The 17,062-nt window shown below is 53.9% G+C and carries 18 protein-coding genes; 9 read left to right on the top strand and 9 right to left on the bottom strand.

What is annotated here, in order from left to right:
• Positions 1-63 precede the first annotated feature (63 nt).
• Positions 64-1,176: a GGDEF domain-containing protein gene (locus AC6HVW_RS14850; RefSeq protein WP_071682030.1), complete on the top strand. Its 1,113-nt coding sequence runs from the start codon at positions 64-66 to the stop codon at positions 1,174-1,176.
• Between the two features lie 51 nt (positions 1,177-1,227).
• Here AC6HVW_RS14850 and mltC read toward each other — a convergent pair whose 3' ends face one another.
• From mltC to mutY, 3 genes are all read right to left on the bottom strand, one after another.
• Positions 1,228-2,304 (bottom strand): membrane-bound lytic murein transglycosylase MltC, encoded by a 1,077-nt coding sequence (gene mltC / locus AC6HVW_RS14845; RefSeq protein ID WP_186485959.1) that lies wholly within the window; start codon positions 2,302-2,304, stop codon positions 1,228-1,230.
• Positions 2,305-2,369: 65 nt separating this feature from the next.
• Positions 2,370-2,642, bottom strand: a complete 273-nt coding sequence (locus AC6HVW_RS14840; RefSeq protein WP_024484083.1) for an oxidative damage protection protein — start codon at positions 2,640-2,642, stop codon at positions 2,370-2,372.
• Complete coding sequence (mutY, locus tag AC6HVW_RS14835; protein WP_071682028.1) at positions 2,639-3,739, bottom strand: A/G-specific adenine glycosylase; 1,101 nt, start codon at positions 3,737-3,739, stop codon at positions 2,639-2,641. The genes AC6HVW_RS14840 and mutY overlap by 4 nt, the downstream gene beginning before the upstream one ends.
• A 181-nt stretch (positions 3,740-3,920) precedes the next feature.
• Here mutY and trmB point away from each other — a divergent pair, with 181 nt between their 5' ends.
• The 4 genes from trmB to AC6HVW_RS14815 all read left to right on the top strand — a co-directional run bounded on the left by trmB (position 3,921) and on the right by AC6HVW_RS14815 (position 6,727).
• Positions 3,921-4,640, top strand: a complete 720-nt coding sequence (gene trmB / locus AC6HVW_RS14830) for a tRNA (guanosine(46)-N7)-methyltransferase TrmB (RefSeq protein ID WP_021806299.1) — start codon at positions 3,921-3,923, stop codon at positions 4,638-4,640.
• Positions 4,640-4,966: a YggL family protein gene (locus AC6HVW_RS14825; RefSeq protein ID WP_021179660.1), complete on the top strand. Its 327-nt coding sequence runs from the start codon at positions 4,640-4,642 to the stop codon at positions 4,964-4,966. Before trmB ends, AC6HVW_RS14825 begins: the two co-directional genes overlap by 1 nt.
• An 80-nt stretch (positions 4,967-5,046) precedes the next feature.
• Positions 5,047-5,970, top strand: a complete 924-nt coding sequence (gene glsB, locus AC6HVW_RS14820; RefSeq protein ID WP_024484046.1) for a glutaminase B — start codon at positions 5,047-5,049, stop codon at positions 5,968-5,970.
• Between the two features lie 40 nt (positions 5,971-6,010).
• Positions 6,011-6,727 carry a YggN family protein gene (locus tag AC6HVW_RS14815; protein ID WP_059201775.1) on the top strand — a complete coding sequence of 239 codons (717 nt, stop codon included), beginning with the start codon at positions 6,011-6,013 and terminating at the stop codon, positions 6,725-6,727.
• Positions 6,728-6,901: 174 nt separating this feature from the next.
• On the opposite strand, the gene hemW is transcribed toward AC6HVW_RS14815, so the two are convergent.
• From hemW to AC6HVW_RS14785, 6 genes are all read right to left on the bottom strand, one after another.
• Positions 6,902-8,053, bottom strand: coding sequence for a radical SAM family heme chaperone HemW (gene hemW, locus AC6HVW_RS14810; protein WP_071682027.1), 1,152 nt, complete (start codon positions 8,051-8,053; stop codon positions 6,902-6,904).
• Entirely contained in the window at positions 8,043-8,639 is a 597-nt protein-coding gene (gene rdgB / locus AC6HVW_RS14805; RefSeq protein ID WP_021806294.1) for an RdgB/HAM1 family non-canonical purine NTP pyrophosphatase, read from the bottom strand. Before rdgB ends, hemW begins: the two co-directional genes overlap by 11 nt.
• Before the next feature lie 16 nt (positions 8,640-8,655).
• Positions 8,656-8,946: a DUF167 family protein YggU gene (yggU, locus tag AC6HVW_RS14800; protein WP_024484043.1), complete on the bottom strand. Its 291-nt coding sequence runs from the start codon at positions 8,944-8,946 to the stop codon at positions 8,656-8,658.
• Positions 8,943-9,497 carry a YggT family protein gene (locus AC6HVW_RS14795; protein ID WP_021179666.1) on the bottom strand — a complete coding sequence of 185 codons (555 nt, stop codon included), beginning with the start codon at positions 9,495-9,497 and terminating at the stop codon, positions 8,943-8,945. Before AC6HVW_RS14795 ends, yggU begins: the two co-directional genes overlap by 4 nt.
• Positions 9,498-9,579: 82 nt before the next feature.
• Positions 9,580-10,401, bottom strand: a complete 822-nt coding sequence (proC, locus tag AC6HVW_RS14790) for a pyrroline-5-carboxylate reductase (protein WP_071682026.1) — start codon at positions 10,399-10,401, stop codon at positions 9,580-9,582.
• Positions 10,402-10,411: 10 nt separating this feature from the next.
• A complete protein-coding gene (locus AC6HVW_RS14785; RefSeq protein WP_021179668.1) occupies positions 10,412-11,125 on the bottom strand; it encodes a YggS family pyridoxal phosphate-dependent enzyme in 714 nt (237 codons plus the stop codon).
• Positions 11,126-11,145: 20 nt separating this feature from the next.
• On the opposite strand from AC6HVW_RS14785, the gene AC6HVW_RS14780 reads away from it, so the two are divergent.
• The 4 genes from AC6HVW_RS14780 (at position 11,146) to AC6HVW_RS14765 (ending at position 17,022) form a co-directional block, all read left to right on the top strand.
• Positions 11,146-12,138: a type IV pilus twitching motility protein PilT gene (locus AC6HVW_RS14780; RefSeq protein WP_071682025.1), complete on the top strand. Its 993-nt coding sequence runs from the start codon at positions 11,146-11,148 to the stop codon at positions 12,136-12,138.
• A gap of 177 nt (positions 12,139-12,315) precedes the next feature.
• Positions 12,316-12,948, top strand: a complete 633-nt coding sequence (locus tag AC6HVW_RS14775; protein ID WP_071682024.1) for a response regulator transcription factor — start codon at positions 12,316-12,318, stop codon at positions 12,946-12,948.
• A 136-nt stretch (positions 12,949-13,084) separates the two neighbouring features.
• Positions 13,085-16,456 carry an ATP-binding protein gene (locus AC6HVW_RS14770; RefSeq protein ID WP_175415637.1) on the top strand — a complete coding sequence of 1,124 codons (3,372 nt, stop codon included), beginning with the start codon at positions 13,085-13,087 and terminating at the stop codon, positions 16,454-16,456.
• A 125-nt stretch (positions 16,457-16,581) separates the two neighbouring features.
• Positions 16,582-17,022, top strand: a complete 441-nt coding sequence (locus AC6HVW_RS14765; RefSeq protein ID WP_021179672.1) for a DUF1090 domain-containing protein — start codon at positions 16,582-16,584, stop codon at positions 17,020-17,022.
• Positions 17,023-17,062: the final 40 nt, after the last annotated feature.

The raw sequence follows: 17,062 nt of genomic DNA, 5'->3' as shown, positions 1-17,062 counted from the left end.
TTGCATGACAAAGGCGGATGTCACCACTACATTGAGTAGAGTGGTATGACAATGAGTCCAATAATGAAAGATCGAAAATACGCCGCCTGGGTCGCTAAAGAAAAAAGAAAGTCCACGTTTCACAGTTTTGACTGGTTTTTGCTGGTTAACGCCTTGTTCTCTTTCTACTTGTTCCTACAGCGTCTGGGGTCAGGGCTTTACGAGTCTTTAAGCCATTTGCTACGTTCAGCTCCGGCGATCACCGGCGTGATGCTGGTCGCCTTCGTCACCTATATGGTGTTGAGGGTGTTACGGCCATACGGTGAGAAAGCTCGCTGGTGGGGGCTGATAGCCAGTGTGACGGTTTTGTCGCTATGTTGGTGTGCTACCTTTCATCACCTGATCGTCATGGGCAACGTGACCATAGTCTACCCCTTGCTGATTGGCTTGGTGTTTGCCTCACTGATCCCCTTTTACCTCTCTCCCTTGCTGCTGTGCCTGTTTACGGTACCGATACTGGCGATGTCCATCAGCGAGAATATTTTCCTGCGCGGTGCAGCCTCACTGGCGAACGTGTTCTCTTATTTACTGATGCTGTTTTTGATCTACTCGGCCAAACGTATGTTGGAGAAATGGTTTATGTTGGCTATCGAGCGGGAAAGGGAGAACAAGCAGCTGATCGAGCGTCTGGGTAAACAGGCCAACCGCGATCCGCTGACTGGGCTGGCCAATCGGCGTTATTTCAGCAACTACTTTGACGAGGTGTTTTCTCGGGAGGTGGAGAGTCGGGAGCCTTTCGCCATCATCCTGCTGGACGTGGATTTGTTTAAAAAATATAACGACCATTATGGCCATCAAATGGGGGATGAGTGCCTGATCCGTCTGGCCGAGTGCTTTGAAAATAGCGTGCGTCGTTCACAGGACCTGGTGGCACGTTACGGTGGTGAGGAATTCATTATTCTGCTGCCAAAATCCGATCGTGCCGAAGCGATAGCGGTGGCCGAAAGGATCAAGACCCTGGTTGCGGCGATCGCGATCCCGCACGAAGGTTCCGATGTTGGGCAATGGGTCACGGTGAGTCAGGGGATTGCATTATGGCGAGCCGGCGTGGGGCGTGAGCAATTGGTCGAGATAGCCGATAAGGCTCTGTATCAAACCAAGGCTAATGGGCGCAACGGCTATACGTTGGCTGAGTAGGAGACAGGGGGAAAATGGCTTTCCCCCCTGTCCTGCCTTTCTCACCAGCGATTACTTCCGCCGATAGTTTTTCTGCGCGTTGTTAACCTTCACCAGATAACGGCGTGATTCACCCGCCGGATGCTTGGTGGTCAGAGTCTGATAAATATCACCAGGCTGCATGCTGTTGATGATGGTCACTGCCTTGGCCTTGTCACTATTGAACACCCGCAGCACGCTGCCAGCTCCACCGTTGTAGGCGGTGATCACCGCATAACGGCGTGAGGTCGGGTTCTGAATGCCACCCAGGTAGTTGTTCTGCAAGATGGCCAGATAGGCGGTACCGGTATCGATGTTGTTCTCCGGATCGAACAGATAGCTGCGACTTGGCGTGCCCCATTTACCTTTGCTCTGGAACACGTCTTTACCGGCGGTATGCTGCACCACCTGCATCAGGCCCAGCGCGTCGGAACCGCTTACCGCATACGGGTTAAAGCTGGATTCGGTCTGCATAATCGCCAGGATCAGCGACTCTTCGACGCCGTATTTCTCAGACGCATGACGAACCATCGGCAGATATTTGTGTGCACGTTTATCCAGGTGGTTAGGCACCAGTTGCATAGTCACCGAGTAGATCACGTGCAGGCCCGAGGTGCGCCTCTTTAGCTTGTTTTGCAGCAGGTAGTCGGCGAAGTGCGCCGCCCGCCATTCCCAGCGGATGGGTTGGCCCTTGTTATCCAGCACCTGGCCGTACAGGAACGGCTCTTTGCTGATCTGGATATCATTGGCGTCGGAATAGAGGTCGATCGAGCCTGGATCGTCACCCATCAACAGGGTGCTGATCACCGCCTGGCGCAGATGAGCCGCTGGATCGGTAGTGGCAATGGTTTCGATAGTGATAGTGCCCGAATCAAAGTTGATGTGGCTTCGGGTCTGATATTGGTCGGTATATTTTACGTAGTCTTTTGGCCCGGCGATAAGAACTTCGCTCAGCCCCCAGATGTTCTCGATATTGTGGGCAAATTGGCCCATCAAAATATCAAAGGCGTTGGTGTCTTTGACATAGGCTTCCGTGACCACGTCATTTTTTTTGCCGGAACAGGAGATCAGCAAAGGCGCTATCACTAGCAAAGCTAACATTTTCTTCATCTTGTTAAAGCCGTATACGCGAAGAATTAAACAGGGGGAAAGGGCCAGCGCTGGCCCGGAAAATCTTATTCGCTCGGTGGCGTATAGCCTTCGATGTGGACCTCATGCCCTTCGAACAGGAAGCGGACCATCTCTTGTTCCAGCAGTTTGCGGTCGTCCACGTTCATCATGTTGAGCTTTTTCTCGTTGATCAGCATGGTCTGCTTCTTCATCCATTCTCCCCAGGCTTCCTTGGAGATTTCGTTGTAGATGCGCTTGCCGACTTCCCCTGGATAGAGCTGGAAGTCTTGCCCATCGGCGTCACGCTGCAGGAAGGTACAAAAAATGGTTCTGCTCATGCTAATTCCTCGTCAATGGCGCTGTTGCCAAATAAACCGGGTTGGGTCGGGGACTGTTTGGCCAACTGCTGTAGCAGGCGCTCAACCGGCGCGGCCAGCCCGACCGAAGGGGGCTGCGTTAAGTTATACCAGAGACCGGCACCCTCATCCATGGCGCTACCCGCTTTGTCGATGTTCAGCCACATAGGCACAATATCCAGATGGAAATGGCTGAAGGTATGGCGGAAGGCGGTCATTTGCTCTAAACGGCTACCTTGCAGGCCGCGTTGTTGCAGCCAGAGTTCAAGATCGATCCGCGTGCTAAACTGCGGGAAGCAGAATAACCCGCCCCACAGGCCAGCACCTGGGCGCTGTTCCAGCCAGACGCCATCGTGCCTTTGCAGCATCAGGAAGTAGGCGGTTTTTTCCGGCAGGGTTTGCTTGGGTTTTTTGCCTGGATAGTTGGCCCAACTGCTGTTGCCATTGGCAATGCAGCCGACATTGAGCGGGCATAGCTCGCATTTCGGTTTGCTACGGGTGCAGACCATCGCTCCCAGATCCATCATTGCCTGATTGAACTGGCCAACCCCTTTTGCCGGCGTGACCTCTTCGCTGATCTCCCACAGGCGATTTTCCACCTCTTTCTTGCCCGGCCAGCCCGCTATGGCGTAGCAACGGGCCAGTACACGTTTAACGTTGCCGTCGAGGATTGGATAGTGCTGCCCCTGGGACAGAGAGAGAATGGCACCGGCAGTTGAACGGCCTACGCCAGGCAGTGCGACAATTTCTTCAAAGGTTGTCGGGAACTCACCGCCGTGCTGTGCGACAATGGTCTGCGCCGCTTTATGCAGGTTTCTGGCGCGGGCATAATAACCAAGCCCGGTCCACAGATGCAGGACTTCATCCTGCGGCGCTTCGGCCAGGGCACGCACGTTCGGAAAGCGTGCCATAAAGCGCTGAAAATAAGGAATAACGGTGGCAACCTGAGTTTGTTGCAGCATCACCTCAGAGAGCCATACTTGATAAGGCGTTTTATCGAGTTGCCACGGCAGCGTTTTGCGGCCATAGCGTTGGTACCAGTCAAGCACTACGTGCGAGAACTGTTGTGCTTGCATCATGAGCGAGTTCGCTATCCGGCAGATAAAATAATGATGCGCGATTGCAGCATAGAGTGATGGTGCTGTAAACCGGAACTTTCCGCAGTAGCACATCCGGTATGATGATGAACGCTTGCTAAAGCAAGGTATCTTTGCATAATGCGCGTTCCCCTAATTGGCAGCCAAATAGACAGAAAGCACTATGATTAATGACGTCATCTCCCCAGAATTTGATGAGAACGGCCGCGCGATGCGCCGTATCCGCAGTTTTGTTCGCCGCCAGGGGCGGTTGACCAAAGGCCAGCAGCAGGCGCTGGACAACTATTGGCCGGTGATGGGCGTGGAATATCAGGCTGAACCTGTCGATATCGCCGCGCTGTTTGGCCGTGAAGCGCCAACCGTGCTGGAGATTGGTTTTGGCATGGGGGCTTCGCTGGTCACCATGGCGGGCAACAACCCGCAGCAGAACTTCCTGGGGATCGAGGTTCACTCGCCGGGCGTAGGTGCCTGTCTGGCCGATGCCCATGAGGCGGAGTTGGCCAACCTGCGGGTGATGTGCCACGATGCGGTAGAAGTCTTGCAGAATATGATCCCGGACGCTTCACTGGATATGGTGCAGCTGTTCTTCCCGGATCCGTGGCACAAGGCGCGCCACAACAAACGCCGCATCGTACAGACGCCGTTTGTTGAGCTGGTGCAGCGCAAATTAAAAGTCGGTGGCGTATTCCATATGGCCACCGACTGGCAACCCTATGCGGAACACATGCTGGAAGTCATGAGCAGCAGCGCAGGCTACCGTAATCTCTCCGAGAGTAATGATTACGTACCGCGCCCGGACTCGCGTCCGCTGACAAAATTTGAATTACGTGGCCAGCGTCTGGGACATGGCGTTTGGGATTTGATGTTTGAGAGGATGGAATAATGGCTAAGAACCGTAGTCGTCGTTTACGTAAAAAGTTGCATATCGAAGAGTTTCAGGAACTAGGCTTCTCTGTAGCCTGGCGTTTTGCTGAAGGGACCGCCGTTGAAGATATCGACAGCACCCTGGACGCGTTTATCGAGGAAGTGATCGAGCCGAACGGCCTGGCGTTTGACGGCAGTGGCTATCTGCAATGGGAAGGTTTGATCTGCCTGCAGACGATTGGTCATTGTACTGAAGAACACCGTGAGCTGATCAAAAACTGGCTGGAAGCACGCAAGCTGAACGATGTGAAAACCAGCGATCTGTTCGACATCTGGTGGGATTGATCCCGTCCGATTAGCATTGCCGAAGGTGCCTTAATGGCACCTTTGTTTTATCTGGTGTCCTTTCTGGAGTAGTGAGCGCGGTGGTAACAACATTAGATAACGCGTTGCTGGAAGAGATCCTGCAACAGGTACGCCCGTTGATTGGGCAAGGCAAGGTTGCAGACTATATTCCCGCGTTGGCAGAAGTCGCCGCCGATCGGCTGGCGATCGCCGTCTGTACCGTTGACGGTGAGCTGTTTCAGGCCGGGGACGCAACGGAGCGCTTTTCGATCCAGTCGATCTCCAAGGTATTGAGCCTGACGCTGGCGCTAACGCGTTATCAAGAAGGTGAAATCTGGCAGCGGGTGGGGAAAGAGCCCTCTGGCCTGCCGTTTAATTCGTTGCTGCAGTTGGAGATGGAACAGGGCAAACCGCGCAACCCGTTTATCAACCCCGGCGCGCTGGTGGTATGCGATATGCTGCAAACTCGGCTTAGTGCTCCCAAGCAGCGGATGTTGGAAGTGGTGCGCCAACTGGCAGGCGTTGATGACCTATCCTATGACACCCGCGTGGCGCGCTCTGAATTTGAACATTCTGACCGCAATGCCGCCATTGCCTATCTGATGAAGTCGTTCGGTAACTTCGACAATGACGTACTGACCGTGCTGCAAACCTATTTTCACTACTGCGCGTTACGTATGAGCTGCATTGAGCTGGCACGCAGCTTTGTCTACCTGGCTAACCAGGGCCGGACGCTTGATGGCGAAGAGGTGATCAGCCCGTTGCAGGCCCGGCAGATTAACGCCTTGATGATGACCAGCGGTATGTATGACGGCGCAGGTGAATTCGCCTATCGGGTTGGCATGCCGGGCAAGTCTGGAGTGGGTGGCGGTATCATCGCCATCGTCCCTGATGAACTGTCGATTGTCGTCTGGTCGCCGGAGCTGGATGCATCCGGTAACTCATTGGCGGGAACTGCTGCACTAGAACTGTTGTCTCAACGCATTAGCCGTTCGATTTTTTAACTCCATCGCACATGCGGTTGGAAGGGAGTCAGGAGAAACTATGTTAAAGAGAACCGGATTGGCCTTGCTGTTGTTAACGGCTTCACAGGCGCATGCCGAGTATCAGTGCAGCGTCAGGCCACAGGACGACGTGATTATCAGCCCGCAGACCGTGCAGGTGGTAGGTGCCAGCGGTAACCTGCAAATTACCGCCGACGGCGATGTCACTCGTGATGGCAAAGCATTGAACCTGAACGATAACCAGCGCCAGAAGGCGTTCAGCTACCAGAGCGCATTGCGTAAAGATTTACCCTGGATCGATCAGGGTGCGCAGCAGCATTTGGAGAAGGCGCGGGTAGCGCTGGATAAAGTCATCGTTCAGCAGTTGGGTACTGACAGCAATGTGCGTAACCGCCTGACCACGCTCAACGATCAGTTGAAGCAGCAGATGAACCGCATCATTGAACACCGCAGCGACGGCCTCACGTTCCACCACAAGGCGATCGCTCAGGTGGAGCAGGATGGCCGCAATATCGTGCAGCAGAGCATGGGCGGCGTATTGCAGGACAGCCTGAACGAAATGGGTGTCAAGCAGGTTGCCAACAGCAATGGCAACCCGTTGCAGGCGATCATGGGCAATCTGGGTGGGCTACAGCAGGCCATCAAGAACGAATGGAACAATCAGGAGCAGGACTTCCAGAACTTCGGTCGCGACGTGTGTAAACGCGTAACGGCACTGGAAACCCAGCGTAAGGATCTGGTTAAGGCGTTGAACTAAGGTTTTACGTTAACAGGTTCCGTTGTTTTAAGAATTGCACTCTTAACTCGACGGAACCTTTTTTGTTGCCAGGGCAGTGTTGCTGAGTTTTTAGGGCTTGAACCGCATTGATGATCTCAATGGGCGCAGCTTACATGCTGCGCCCATACAGGTGAGCCTGCAATTCTACCTAAGTTATTCTTCCGGCAAGAACAGTTCCAACAGCGAATTAAGGAACAGTTTGCCATGCTCGGTGATCTGCCAATACTCTGGCGTCTCTAGCAGATAGCCTTTAGCCAGTGCTTCGTCCAATGGCGCGCGGATCACACTCTCATCCAGCCCGGTATAATGGGCGAACTCGGCGCGTGGCGCAGCTTCCAGCAGGCGGAAGCGGTTCATAAAGAACTCGAATGGCCGATCGTGCGCCTCGACTTCATGCAGCTTGTCCCGATAGTCACCTCGCATAAAGCCGCGTGGATGCTTGGTTTTGGCGGTGCGCAGAATGCGGCCATCGGCAAAGGTCAGCTTGCCGTGTGCGCCACAACCTATCCCCAGATAGTCGCCAAAGCGCCAGTAGTTGAGGTTGTGCTGACACTGGTAACCCGGTTTGGCGTAGGCCGAGGTTTCGTACTGCTGATATCCGGCGGCGCTTAACAGCTCATGCCCTTGTTCAAAGATATTCCACAACGCGTCATCGTCCGGCAATACCGGCGGGCGTGAGCTGAAGAGGGTATTTGGCTCGATGGTGAGCTGATACCACGACAGATGCGGCGGATTGAGGGCGATAGCCTGGCGTAGATCGTCCAGCGCTTCTTCCAGTGACTGATCCGGCAGGCCATGCATCAAATCCAGATTGAAACTGCGCAGGCCCAGGCCGGTTGCCAGATGCGCCGCGCGTTTGGCCTCATCTGGGCCATGAATGCGCCCCAGACGGGTTAGCTTCTCGGCGCTGAAGCTTTGTACGCCAATCGAGATGCGGTTCACCCCGGCGCGCTGGTAGCCACTGAAGCGATCGGCCTCCACGGTGCCTGGGTTGGCTTCCATGGTGATCTCGGCGTCATCCGCGACATGAATGCGCGCCCGCACGCCATCCAGCAGTGCCTGCATGGCTTCGGCACTCAACAGGCTCGGCGTACCGCCACCGATAAAGATAGTGCTGATTGCACGACCGCTGGCGAGCGGCAAATCAGCATCCAGATCCGCCAGTAGATGATCGACATATTCCTGGTGCGGCACTTCGCCTTTCAAGGCATGCGAGTTGAAATCACAGTATGGGCACTTTTGTACGCACCAGGGAATATGGATGTACAGGCTGAGCGGTGGCAGTTGTACGCTGTTAGCTGGCATTACGCATCGCTTCCAACATCAACTTCAACGCCTTGCCACGGTGGGAAATGGCAATTTTCTCTTCCCGCGTCAGCTCTGCTGCGGTGCAGCCCAACTCTGGCACATAGAAGATCGGATCGTAACCGAAGCCGCCAACGCCGGCCGCTTCAAAAGTGATCTCACCGTTCCAGCAACCGTGGAATACCAGCGGAGTTGGATCTTCCGCATGGCGCATATACACCAGCACGCAATGGAATTGAGCACCGCGCTTGCCCGCAGGCACGTCTTTCAGCGTCACCAGCAGCTTGTCCAGATTCTGCTGGTCGCTGGCCTCTAAACCGGCGTAGCGGGCAGAATAAATACCCGGAGCGCCGCCCAAGGCATCGACTGCCAGGCCTGAGTCGTCGGCAATCGCTGGCAGACCGGTGATCTGCGCGGCATGGCGGGCCTTGAGAATGGCGTTTTCAATAAACGTCAGGCCGGTTTCTTCGGCGGAATCTACGCCAAGCTCGGTTTGCGCTACCACGTCAAAGCCGAAATCGGCCAGCAGTTCGGCGAGTTCACGCACTTTGCCGGGGTTGCCGGTGGCAAGAACGATTTTTTGCATAATAGCTACCTTGAAATTATTCGATGAGCGCCGCGATGGCCTCAGGGATCTGTTGCGGGTTGAGGATGCGCAATTGCTTGTGCCGCCCCAGCTCGCCTTTCTCGATGATCACGTTGCTTTTCGCCACCTTGAACTGCTTGGCGATAAACTTGATGAGATGGGCATTGGCCTGGCCATCAACCGGCGGTGCGGTGATGGCGACTTTTATCTCGTCGCCATGCAGGCCAATAATCTGATCGCGGCTGGCTTTGGGCTGAATATATAGCCTGACCACCAGCCCGTCCAGCTGCGGGGTAACTGCACTCACAGCAGGAACCAGAGCTCGCCAAACAAATCCATCCCCAGGTAGTTGATCAGATACAGGATCAGGATCACTACCATTGCGGAGAAATCAATGCCACCCATTGCCGGGATCACGCGGCGGATAGGGGCCATCAATGGCTCGGTAAGCTGGAACATCACATAATCAATCGGGCTGCGGCCCTGGCTGATCCAACTCATCAAGGCGCGAATGATCATCACCCAGAAGATCAGGTAGCCGACGGATTTGATCAGAGAAATCAGACCAAACAGCAAATTGTACAGGCTGAGTGACAGGGTACCGCTCTGGATCAGCAGCAGTAGCGGATATTTGATGGTCATCAGCAGGAACGCCAACAGCAATGACGCGCTATCTACCGGCCCCATCGAAGGAACGATGCGGCGCAGTGGGCCGACGATCGGCTGGGTGATTTTCACCACAAACTGCGAAAACGGGTTATAAAAGTCTGTGCGCGTCAATTGCATCCAGATGCGCAACAGCAGCACCATCACGTAAATATCAACGACGGTTTTGACCAGAAAAGTCAGCGTTAGCATGTAAGTTACCCTTCTCCTTAACTTCTGGGTTATCCCCTTGGTTTTCAGACCACCGTGGCGGCCTGAAACTCATCGGGCATAGTTAAAATGATTTTTCCATTTCCTGCGCACGGGAAACGGCGGCCTGCATGGCTTTGGCAACGGTCTCTGGCAACTGATGTTCGTTGAACACCCGTATTGCCTCGGCGGTGGTGCCCCCTTTGGAGGTCACCTGCTCACGCAACGTAGCCAGTGAAATTTCCGGGTTGGCGGCGGCCAATGCCGCAGCACCGATAGCGGCCTGCTGCACCAGATCGCGAGCGGCCTGGCTACTGAATCCCATTCGTTCGGCTTCCTGCTGCATGGCATCCATAAACAGGAAGAAATAGGCTGGTGCGCTGCCTGCGGCGGCGATCACGCCATTGATGCCGTTTTCGTCATCGACCCAGCAGACTTTACCCACCGAGCTCATTAGATCGCTGGTGTAATCACGATCCTGTTGGCTAACCTGCTCGGGAGCATACAGCCCGCTCATTCCTTTACCGACCAGTGAAGGGGTATTGGGCATGATGCGCACGATATTCAAGCCTTCACCGAGCATTTGATAGAAACGGCTCACCAGAATACCGGCGGCGATCGACAGCACTAGTTTACCGGAGAAATCGACCTGTTCCTGTAAAGGTAAGCAAACCTGCGCCATCATTTGCGGTTTCACCGCCAGGACTACGACGTCGGCCTGTTTTGCACAGGTGATGTTGTCTGCGCTGCTGTGGATGCCATATTCGGCGGCCAGGGCGTCACGGTTTTTTGCTGACGGCGCACAAACGCTGATGGCGGCTGCCGGATAGCCGCCGGCGACTAAGCCAGCAATGATAGCGCGAGCCATATTACCGGCACCAATAAAGGTAATTTTGCGATGTTGCATCAAATCCTCGTTATACGGTGGTGTGCGAGTAGTCGCGGGCGCCAAAAATTGCGGTGCCGATACGAACCATCGTGCTGCCAGCGGCGATCGCTGCCTGCATATCATCTGTCATGCCCATCGACAGCGTATCCACCTGCGGATAGCGCTGCTTGAGCTCCTGGAAAGCGTCGTTCATCTGGCCGAATGTCGCCAACTGGCGCTGATAGTCGTGTTCCGGGGCCGGGATGGCCATCAGCCCACGCAAGCACAGGTTAGGCAATGCGGCGACCGCCTCGGCCAGCGCTGGCAGCTCACTCAATACAATGCCAGATTTACTCTGCTCGTCACTGATATTTATCTGGATCAGCACGTTTAACGGCGGCATTTCTGCGGGGCGCTGATCGTTCAGGCGCAGTGCAATACGTAAGCGGTCAACGGTGTGGCACCAGGCAAAGTGCTCTGCCACCAGCCTGCTTTTATTGGATTGCAGCGGGCCGATAAAGTGCCATTCCAATCCAGCCCCTTCCGGCCGCTGGGCAAAATACTGGATCTTGTCTACCCCTTCCTGCACGTAATTCTCGCCAAACGCGTGCTGGCCTGCGGCGATGGCTTGTGCGATCGCCTCCGCAGGTTTGGTTTTGCTGACTGCAAGCAATGTCACTTCTTCTGGAATGCGTGCGCAGTCTTGAGCGGCCGCTGCAATACGGCTCCTGACATCCTGCAGATTCTGTTGGATAGTGCTCATGATTAACCCGGGAGATTGATATGGATATCGATGAATTTGTGGCTCTTAGTGTAAAGCATAATGCCTCCGATCTGCACCTTTGTACCGGCCATCTGCCAATGTTACGTATCGATGGCGAACTCCAGGCCGTGGAACGTGGGGAAATCCTCACCCAACAGCAGATGTCGGCATGGTGCCAAACGCAGTTATCGCAAACGATGTGGCAGCAACTCCAGCAGGTGGGGCAGCTCGATCTGGCGCTAGCTCTGGCTGATGGTACCCGGCTGCGTGCCAATTTCTTTTTGCAAAACGCCGGGGTCTCCGTGGCGTTACGCCGGATCGCCAGCCACTGCCCAACGTTGGCCGAACTGACTACCCCGGAAATTATTCCGGCGCTGCTGCAACGCGAAGATGGCTTGATACTTGTCACCGGTGCTACCGGCAGCGGCAAGTCGACCACCTTGGCGGCGATGATCGACTTTATTAATCGGCATCAGCGCCGACATATCCTCACGCTGGAAGATCCGATCGAATTTATCCATCGTAGCCAGCGTTCCCTAATCCAGCAGCGCGAGTTAGGGCGGGATACCCATAGTTTTGACGATGCGCTGCGGGCCGCACTGCGTGAAGATCCAGACGTGATCCTGCTGGGGGAGCTGCGTGATACCACCACCGTTCGGCTGGCGTTGACCGCGGCAGAAACTGGCCATCTAGTTCTAGCTACTTTGCATACCCGCAGCGCACCACAGGCGGTGGAAAGGCTGGTGGATGTCTTCCCGGCGGAAGAGAAAACCTATGTTCGGGCCCAGTTGGCCAGTAGCCTGCAGGCGGTGATCGCGCAAAAGCTGCTGAGCAAACCCGGAGGAGGGCGTGTTGCCATTTACGAGATCCTCACGGCCACGGCGGCGGTGAGCAGCATGATCCGCGAAGGTAAAACCCATCAGTTGGTCAGCGTATTGCAAACCGGTGCGCAGTCAGGCATGCAAACTTTTGAACAGGGTTTGCAACAGCGTGTTGCGCAGGGAATATTATAATGCCACAATCGATTAGCTATTCCCCCCTTATACCTTATATTTAATTGCAATCAATAGCACAGAGGTTGCGTGCAAGAGCGAAGTATATTGGTAACTCAAGAGCGAATTGTGTTGCAGTATAAGCAACTCTCTATGGGTTTTTATTTTTAGGACTAGTATTAGGATAAGGATATTCTTATGGGTTCCTGGCTGATTGTTGACGATCACCCCGCAATTTGTTTCGCTGTGAAAGCAATTTTATCTTCATTAGGTAATAACTCGATCCAGACCGCAACTAACGGTCTGGATGCCATGGCGCGAATAAGGGAAAATACGCCGCAGCTGGTGATACTTGATATCATGCTGAACAAAATGGATGGGCTGCAGATCCTACAGCATATTCGCCAGGTGGACAGCGCTATTAAAGTGGTGGTCTATACTAGCCTGCCCACGGGGAGCTATGCAGAAAGAGCGTTGCGTGCCGGGGCTAGCGGGTTTTTCAACAAGGATCAGGATATCAGTCAATTGGCACCATTGTGCCAACTGGTGCTGCAAGGCTATGCTTGCTTTCCACAGATTACTCTGATGCCTTTGCTAAATTCACCGCAAAAAAGTGAGAATGATCTTGCTCGCCTTTCCGATCGTGAATTGACCGTGTTGCGGTATTTGTCAGAGGGTCTTAGCAATAAGGAAATAGCCGATCGTCTGATTTTGAGCAATAAAACTATCAGCACTTATAAGACACGTCTGATGGAAAAACTAAAAGTTAGCAGTACGGAAGATTTAGTGGCTTTTTTTCATCATCAGAGCGAACGACCTGACGATGAATAAATTGCTCTTGATACTTTTGTTTTTTGGCTGTGGTGTTTCCGCTGGGGAAGTTCCAGCGTTTCGTGAAACAAATTTGCTTAGCCGTAGCCAGGTTCAATTATCCGAGCCTGAGCTAACCAGTGATGATTGGCAATGGTTGCGCCGTAAACGTGTGCTGGTTTTCGGCATTGCGGCCCCCAATTATTCTCCTTTTGATATCATCAGTGGCACCCGGGATTATGGTGGTATCAATGCTGATTACCTGGGGATCGTCGGCTATAACCTTAACGTACAGATAAAGGTGCGTTACTACGAAGATGCCTCAGCCTTGCGGAGGAGTCTGGATAAGGGAGAAGTCGATCTGATCGGCAATGTCGCTGCAAAAAGCGTAGCCGATCCCGACATGCTGCTTTCTACACCTTATGTCTCTGCCTCACCGGCATTGGTGGTGCGCACCGACAGCCTGCTGCAACAGAATCCCCCCAAGCGCATTGCTATCGAACGCCTATACAGCGGTAATCAGAGCTTGGTAGCACGCTTTCCGGCGGATTATCAGGTTTTTGACATACCGCGCCGGGCGCTGGAGGCGTTGTCGTTCAAGAAGCTGGACGCTTTTATAGGTGATGCCACGGTGGCTCGCTATTTAATCAATCAGGGCAACCTGAACAATCTGCGTTTGCAATTGCTGCCACAGCAGGACATCAAAGGCTTCTCCTTTGGCATGGCCAAGGGGAATGTGCGTTTACAGCGAATATTGAACGCTGTTTTAGCGAGCATTCCGGAAAGCACCCATGCAGAGATCCAAAGCCGCTGGAATGGCGGGATCCCCATGTCACAAAGCGATGAACACCTGCTGCTGACCTCATTGGAAAGAAAGTGGGTGGAAGAACATCCCAGGGTGCGCTTGGCCGTTAATGGCGATTTTGCCCCTCTGGGCTTCTTCGACGTTCAGGGGGAGTTCCGTGGTCTGACAGCCGATGTGTTGGAGGCTATCTCTAGCCGTATAGGGCTCAAGTTTGACATTATCCGCGCGCAATCGCTGCAAGACTCCCTGGATGCGGTGAAAACCGGCAGGGCTGACATTGTCGCTGGCGTGACGCTAGATGCAATCTGGCCTAACGGGTTGCTGACCACTCGTTCTTATTTATTCAACTCTTGGGTATTGCTGGGGATCCAGGAGCAGATTAGCCATGATCCTCCGCAGTTGATTGCCCTGGTCGCAGGGCACCCTCTGCAGGTTATCTTGCGGGAACAGTACCCCGAGAGCCGGATCATTACCGTGCCTTCACCCCAAGCCGGTATTGAGGCGCTAAAAGCAGGGAAGGCTGAAGCACTCGTGTTGCCGATGATTAGCGCCGATTATTTCCTGGCTCGGGAGCCCACATCGGGGCTTAGTATTCTGAGTGCTCTGGATATTGAACCGGCGCGTTTTGTGATTGGTGTCTCTGGTAATGAATATCCCCTGGCAACCATCCTCGACAAGGCATTGCTGAATATCCCCCCAGAGGATATCCATGCGATGACCAGCAATTGGTATAACAACACCTATCTGCTTGAAGGTACCCCGGGTGATGGAGAATTGCTTGCCCACTGTTATTCCACAGCGTGGTTACCGATCGTTCTGTTGCTGGCAATGCTGGTGATAGTCTTGGTTATCAGCCGGTTGCGCAGTAAGCGCCGCCTGGTGCAGCGTTGCCAGGCGATCATCGATAGCGTGCCCTTGCCGATTTACATCACCAATCTGAAAGACCAGATAGTGATGGCGAACACGCCGTTTTTTAATGCCATCAATGCTCCCGCAGAGAAGGTGGTCGGTAGCTCACTGGAAAATTACCCACTGCAACTGCCTGTTACGCTGGATATTGGCCGGGGTGGTGAGCAGGAACAGGTTTTATCAGTTATGCAGTTGGGAGGCCAGTCGCGTACTTTGCAGCAGTGGGGCCAATTGTTAATTACTGAAGATCAGCGTGCTGAAGGAAAAATCGGCGGGTGGTTTGACGTGACCGAACGAGATCGCCTGATCGCGCAGTTACAGCAGGCGAAAGAGCGCGCAGACAGTGCCAACCGGGCTAAAACCACCTTCCTGGCCACCATGAGCCATGAGATCCGTACCCCGCTCAATGCCATTATCGGCATGTTGGAGCTGTTGCTGAACCGCCCGCAACGGGAGGAAGCTTTAGATCGAGAACTGCTGAGCGTTGCACATGAGTCCGCCCATTCTCTGCTGGCCTTGATTGGTGACATTCTTGATATCTCACGCATTGAGGCGGACCGTCTGATCCTGCATCCACAGCGTGCCGATATCCGTCGCCTGATTGAAGCCGTGGCGATGTTATTTGACGGTGTGGCACGCCAAAAAGGGTTAGCGTTCAGGTTGGATATTGACGCGGAGATCACTGGCGATGTGTTAGTAGATCCTATGCGTTTCAAGCAGGTGCTATCCAATCTGGTGAGTAACGCCATCAAGTTTACCGAGCAAGGGCAGGTCACGCTCAGCGTCGTGGTCGATCAGATTAGCGAAGAACGAGCGGATCTGCGGCTACGTGTTTCTGATACTGGCAAGGGGATTGATGCTGTTACTCAAGCGCGTCTTTTCCAACCCTTTACTCAGGGCAATGGGGAGGCTGGCGGGACGGGGCTAGGGCTGTATATTTGCCGCAAGCTGGTAGAGATGATGGGAGGGACCATCGCATTGAACAGTGAGGTGGGTATTGGCAGCGAGGTCATCGTGCTGCTTTCGGTGCCGAGATTGCTGAAATTCCCCCCTCAAACACCTCTGGAGGAACCCGCCCCGGTGGCATCATCCCAGCTGCGGGTACTGATCGTTGAAGATCATCCGGCGGGTAGAATGTTGTTGACCCAACAGTTGCAGTTTCTTGGCCATCAGCCCAGTGCGGTGGGGGATGGGGAGCAGGCGCTGCAGTTGTTGGAGCAGGACAGCTTCAACCTGATTATCACCGACTGCCAGATGCCTGAACGCGATGGTTACAGCCTGAGCCGCCAAATCAGGCTCCTCGAGCGTGAACAGCAGTCCGTTCCTACGGTGATCTGGGGGCTGACGGCCAATGCGCAAGAAAGTGCACGGGAGGCCTGTCTGCAGGCGGGAATGGATGACTGCCTGTTTAAGCCGGTTAACCTGAGCATATTAAAAGCGAAATTGTCTACGTTGCCACTGGCTGATGTGGGGAGCAGTGAAGAGGAGCCTGCGTTTGTCGTGGAAGATTTACCTGCGGAATTGCGCCAGCCAAAGATATTGCAAGAGTTCATCCAAACCCTGCTGGATTGCTTGCATGAAGACTGTACGCAACTTGCCATGGACATGAAGCAACAACCGATGGACCTGATAAGCATACGGGCGTTGGCCCATAAATTGGCTGGTGCGGCCCGGTTGGTGAATGCTGAAAAACTGAATCAAGCTTGTCAGTCATTGCATGACAACCCCGTTCAGGCCACCGCAACGGCGGTGCTGGGGGAAGCGCAACGGCTGCTCAGTAGCTTAAAGAAGGTACAACGGACTACAGGAGAATAGTCCCTTCCTACAGAGTGATTAAGCCTTCTGCAGATATTAAGGTAAGGGCGATCATTTTATTCTTTGTTGCACAGGAAGGGGGGCTTTTGGGCTCCTCATGTGTAATAACGTTTAAGGATAAAATGATGAAAAACACCACTAAATTAGCGATTCTGCCACTGGTTTTGGTTCTGGGCGCGAGCTTCTCTACCATGGCTAATGCGGCTTACGACTGTAACGCCAAGCGTGCTGCGATCGAATATCAGATCCAGCAGGCAGAGAAGTACGGTAACTACAACCGCGTAGCGGGTCTGAAGCGTGCTCTGAGCGAAGTTAATGCCCATTGCACCAACGGTAGCGTGCTGCAGGACGCGCAGAAGAAAGTCACCAAGCTGGAACAGAAACTGGCCGACAAGCAGCAAGACGTCCAGGAAATCAAAGCCGACCTGCGCGAAGCTCAGGCTAAAGGTGACGCCAAGAAAGTGGCCAAGTACCAGAAAAAACTGCAAGAAAAGCAGGCTGACGTAAAAGAAATCAAGCAAGAGCTGAAGCAGGCTCGTGCTGAACTGGCCGCTGCACAGAAATAAGCAGTCATGATTTGGTAATTAAGGGGCGCAGATGCGCCTC

Source organism: Serratia sp. NCCP-200 (assembly GCF_059697885.1).
This window is presented reverse-complemented; position numbering and strand designations above follow the sequence as displayed.

Bases quoted from the DNA above. Each gene is read 5' to 3' on its own strand.
- AC6HVW_RS14850 (WP_071682030.1), top strand. From the start codon at position 64: ATGAAAGATCGAAAATACGCCGCCTGGGTCGCTAAAGAAAAAAGAAAG.
- mltC (WP_186485959.1), bottom strand. From the start codon at position 2,304: ATGAAGAAAATGTTAGCTTTGCTAGTGATAGCGCCTTTGCTGATCTCC.
- AC6HVW_RS14840 (WP_024484083.1), bottom strand. From the start codon at position 2,642: ATGAGCAGAACCATTTTTTGTACCTTCCTGCAGCGTGACGCCGATGGG.
- mutY (WP_071682028.1), bottom strand. From the start codon at position 3,739: ATGATGCAAGCACAACAGTTCTCGCACGTAGTGCTTGACTGGTACCAA.
- trmB (WP_021806299.1), top strand. From the start codon at position 3,921: ATGATTAATGACGTCATCTCCCCAGAATTTGATGAGAACGGCCGCGCG.
- AC6HVW_RS14825 (WP_021179660.1), top strand. From the start codon at position 4,640: ATGGCTAAGAACCGTAGTCGTCGTTTACGTAAAAAGTTGCATATCGAA.
- AC6HVW_RS14815 (WP_059201775.1), top strand. From the start codon at position 6,011: ATGTTAAAGAGAACCGGATTGGCCTTGCTGTTGTTAACGGCTTCACAG.
- hemW (WP_071682027.1), bottom strand. From the start codon at position 8,053: ATGCCAGCTAACAGCGTACAACTGCCACCGCTCAGCCTGTACATCCAT.
- rdgB (WP_021806294.1), bottom strand. From the start codon at position 8,639: ATGCAAAAAATCGTTCTTGCCACCGGCAACCCCGGCAAAGTGCGTGAA.
- AC6HVW_RS14795 (WP_021179666.1), bottom strand. From the start codon at position 9,497: ATGCTAACGCTGACTTTTCTGGTCAAAACCGTCGTTGATATTTACGTG.
- proC (WP_071682026.1), bottom strand. From the start codon at position 10,401: ATGCAACATCGCAAAATTACCTTTATTGGTGCCGGTAATATGGCTCGC.
- AC6HVW_RS14785 (WP_021179668.1), bottom strand. From the start codon at position 11,125: ATGAGCACTATCCAACAGAATCTGCAGGATGTCAGGAGCCGTATTGCA.
- AC6HVW_RS14780 (WP_071682025.1), top strand. From the start codon at position 11,146: ATGGATATCGATGAATTTGTGGCTCTTAGTGTAAAGCATAATGCCTCC.
- AC6HVW_RS14775 (WP_071682024.1), top strand. From the start codon at position 12,316: ATGGGTTCCTGGCTGATTGTTGACGATCACCCCGCAATTTGTTTCGCT.
- AC6HVW_RS14765 (WP_021179672.1), top strand. From the start codon at position 16,582: ATGAAAAACACCACTAAATTAGCGATTCTGCCACTGGTTTTGGTTCTG.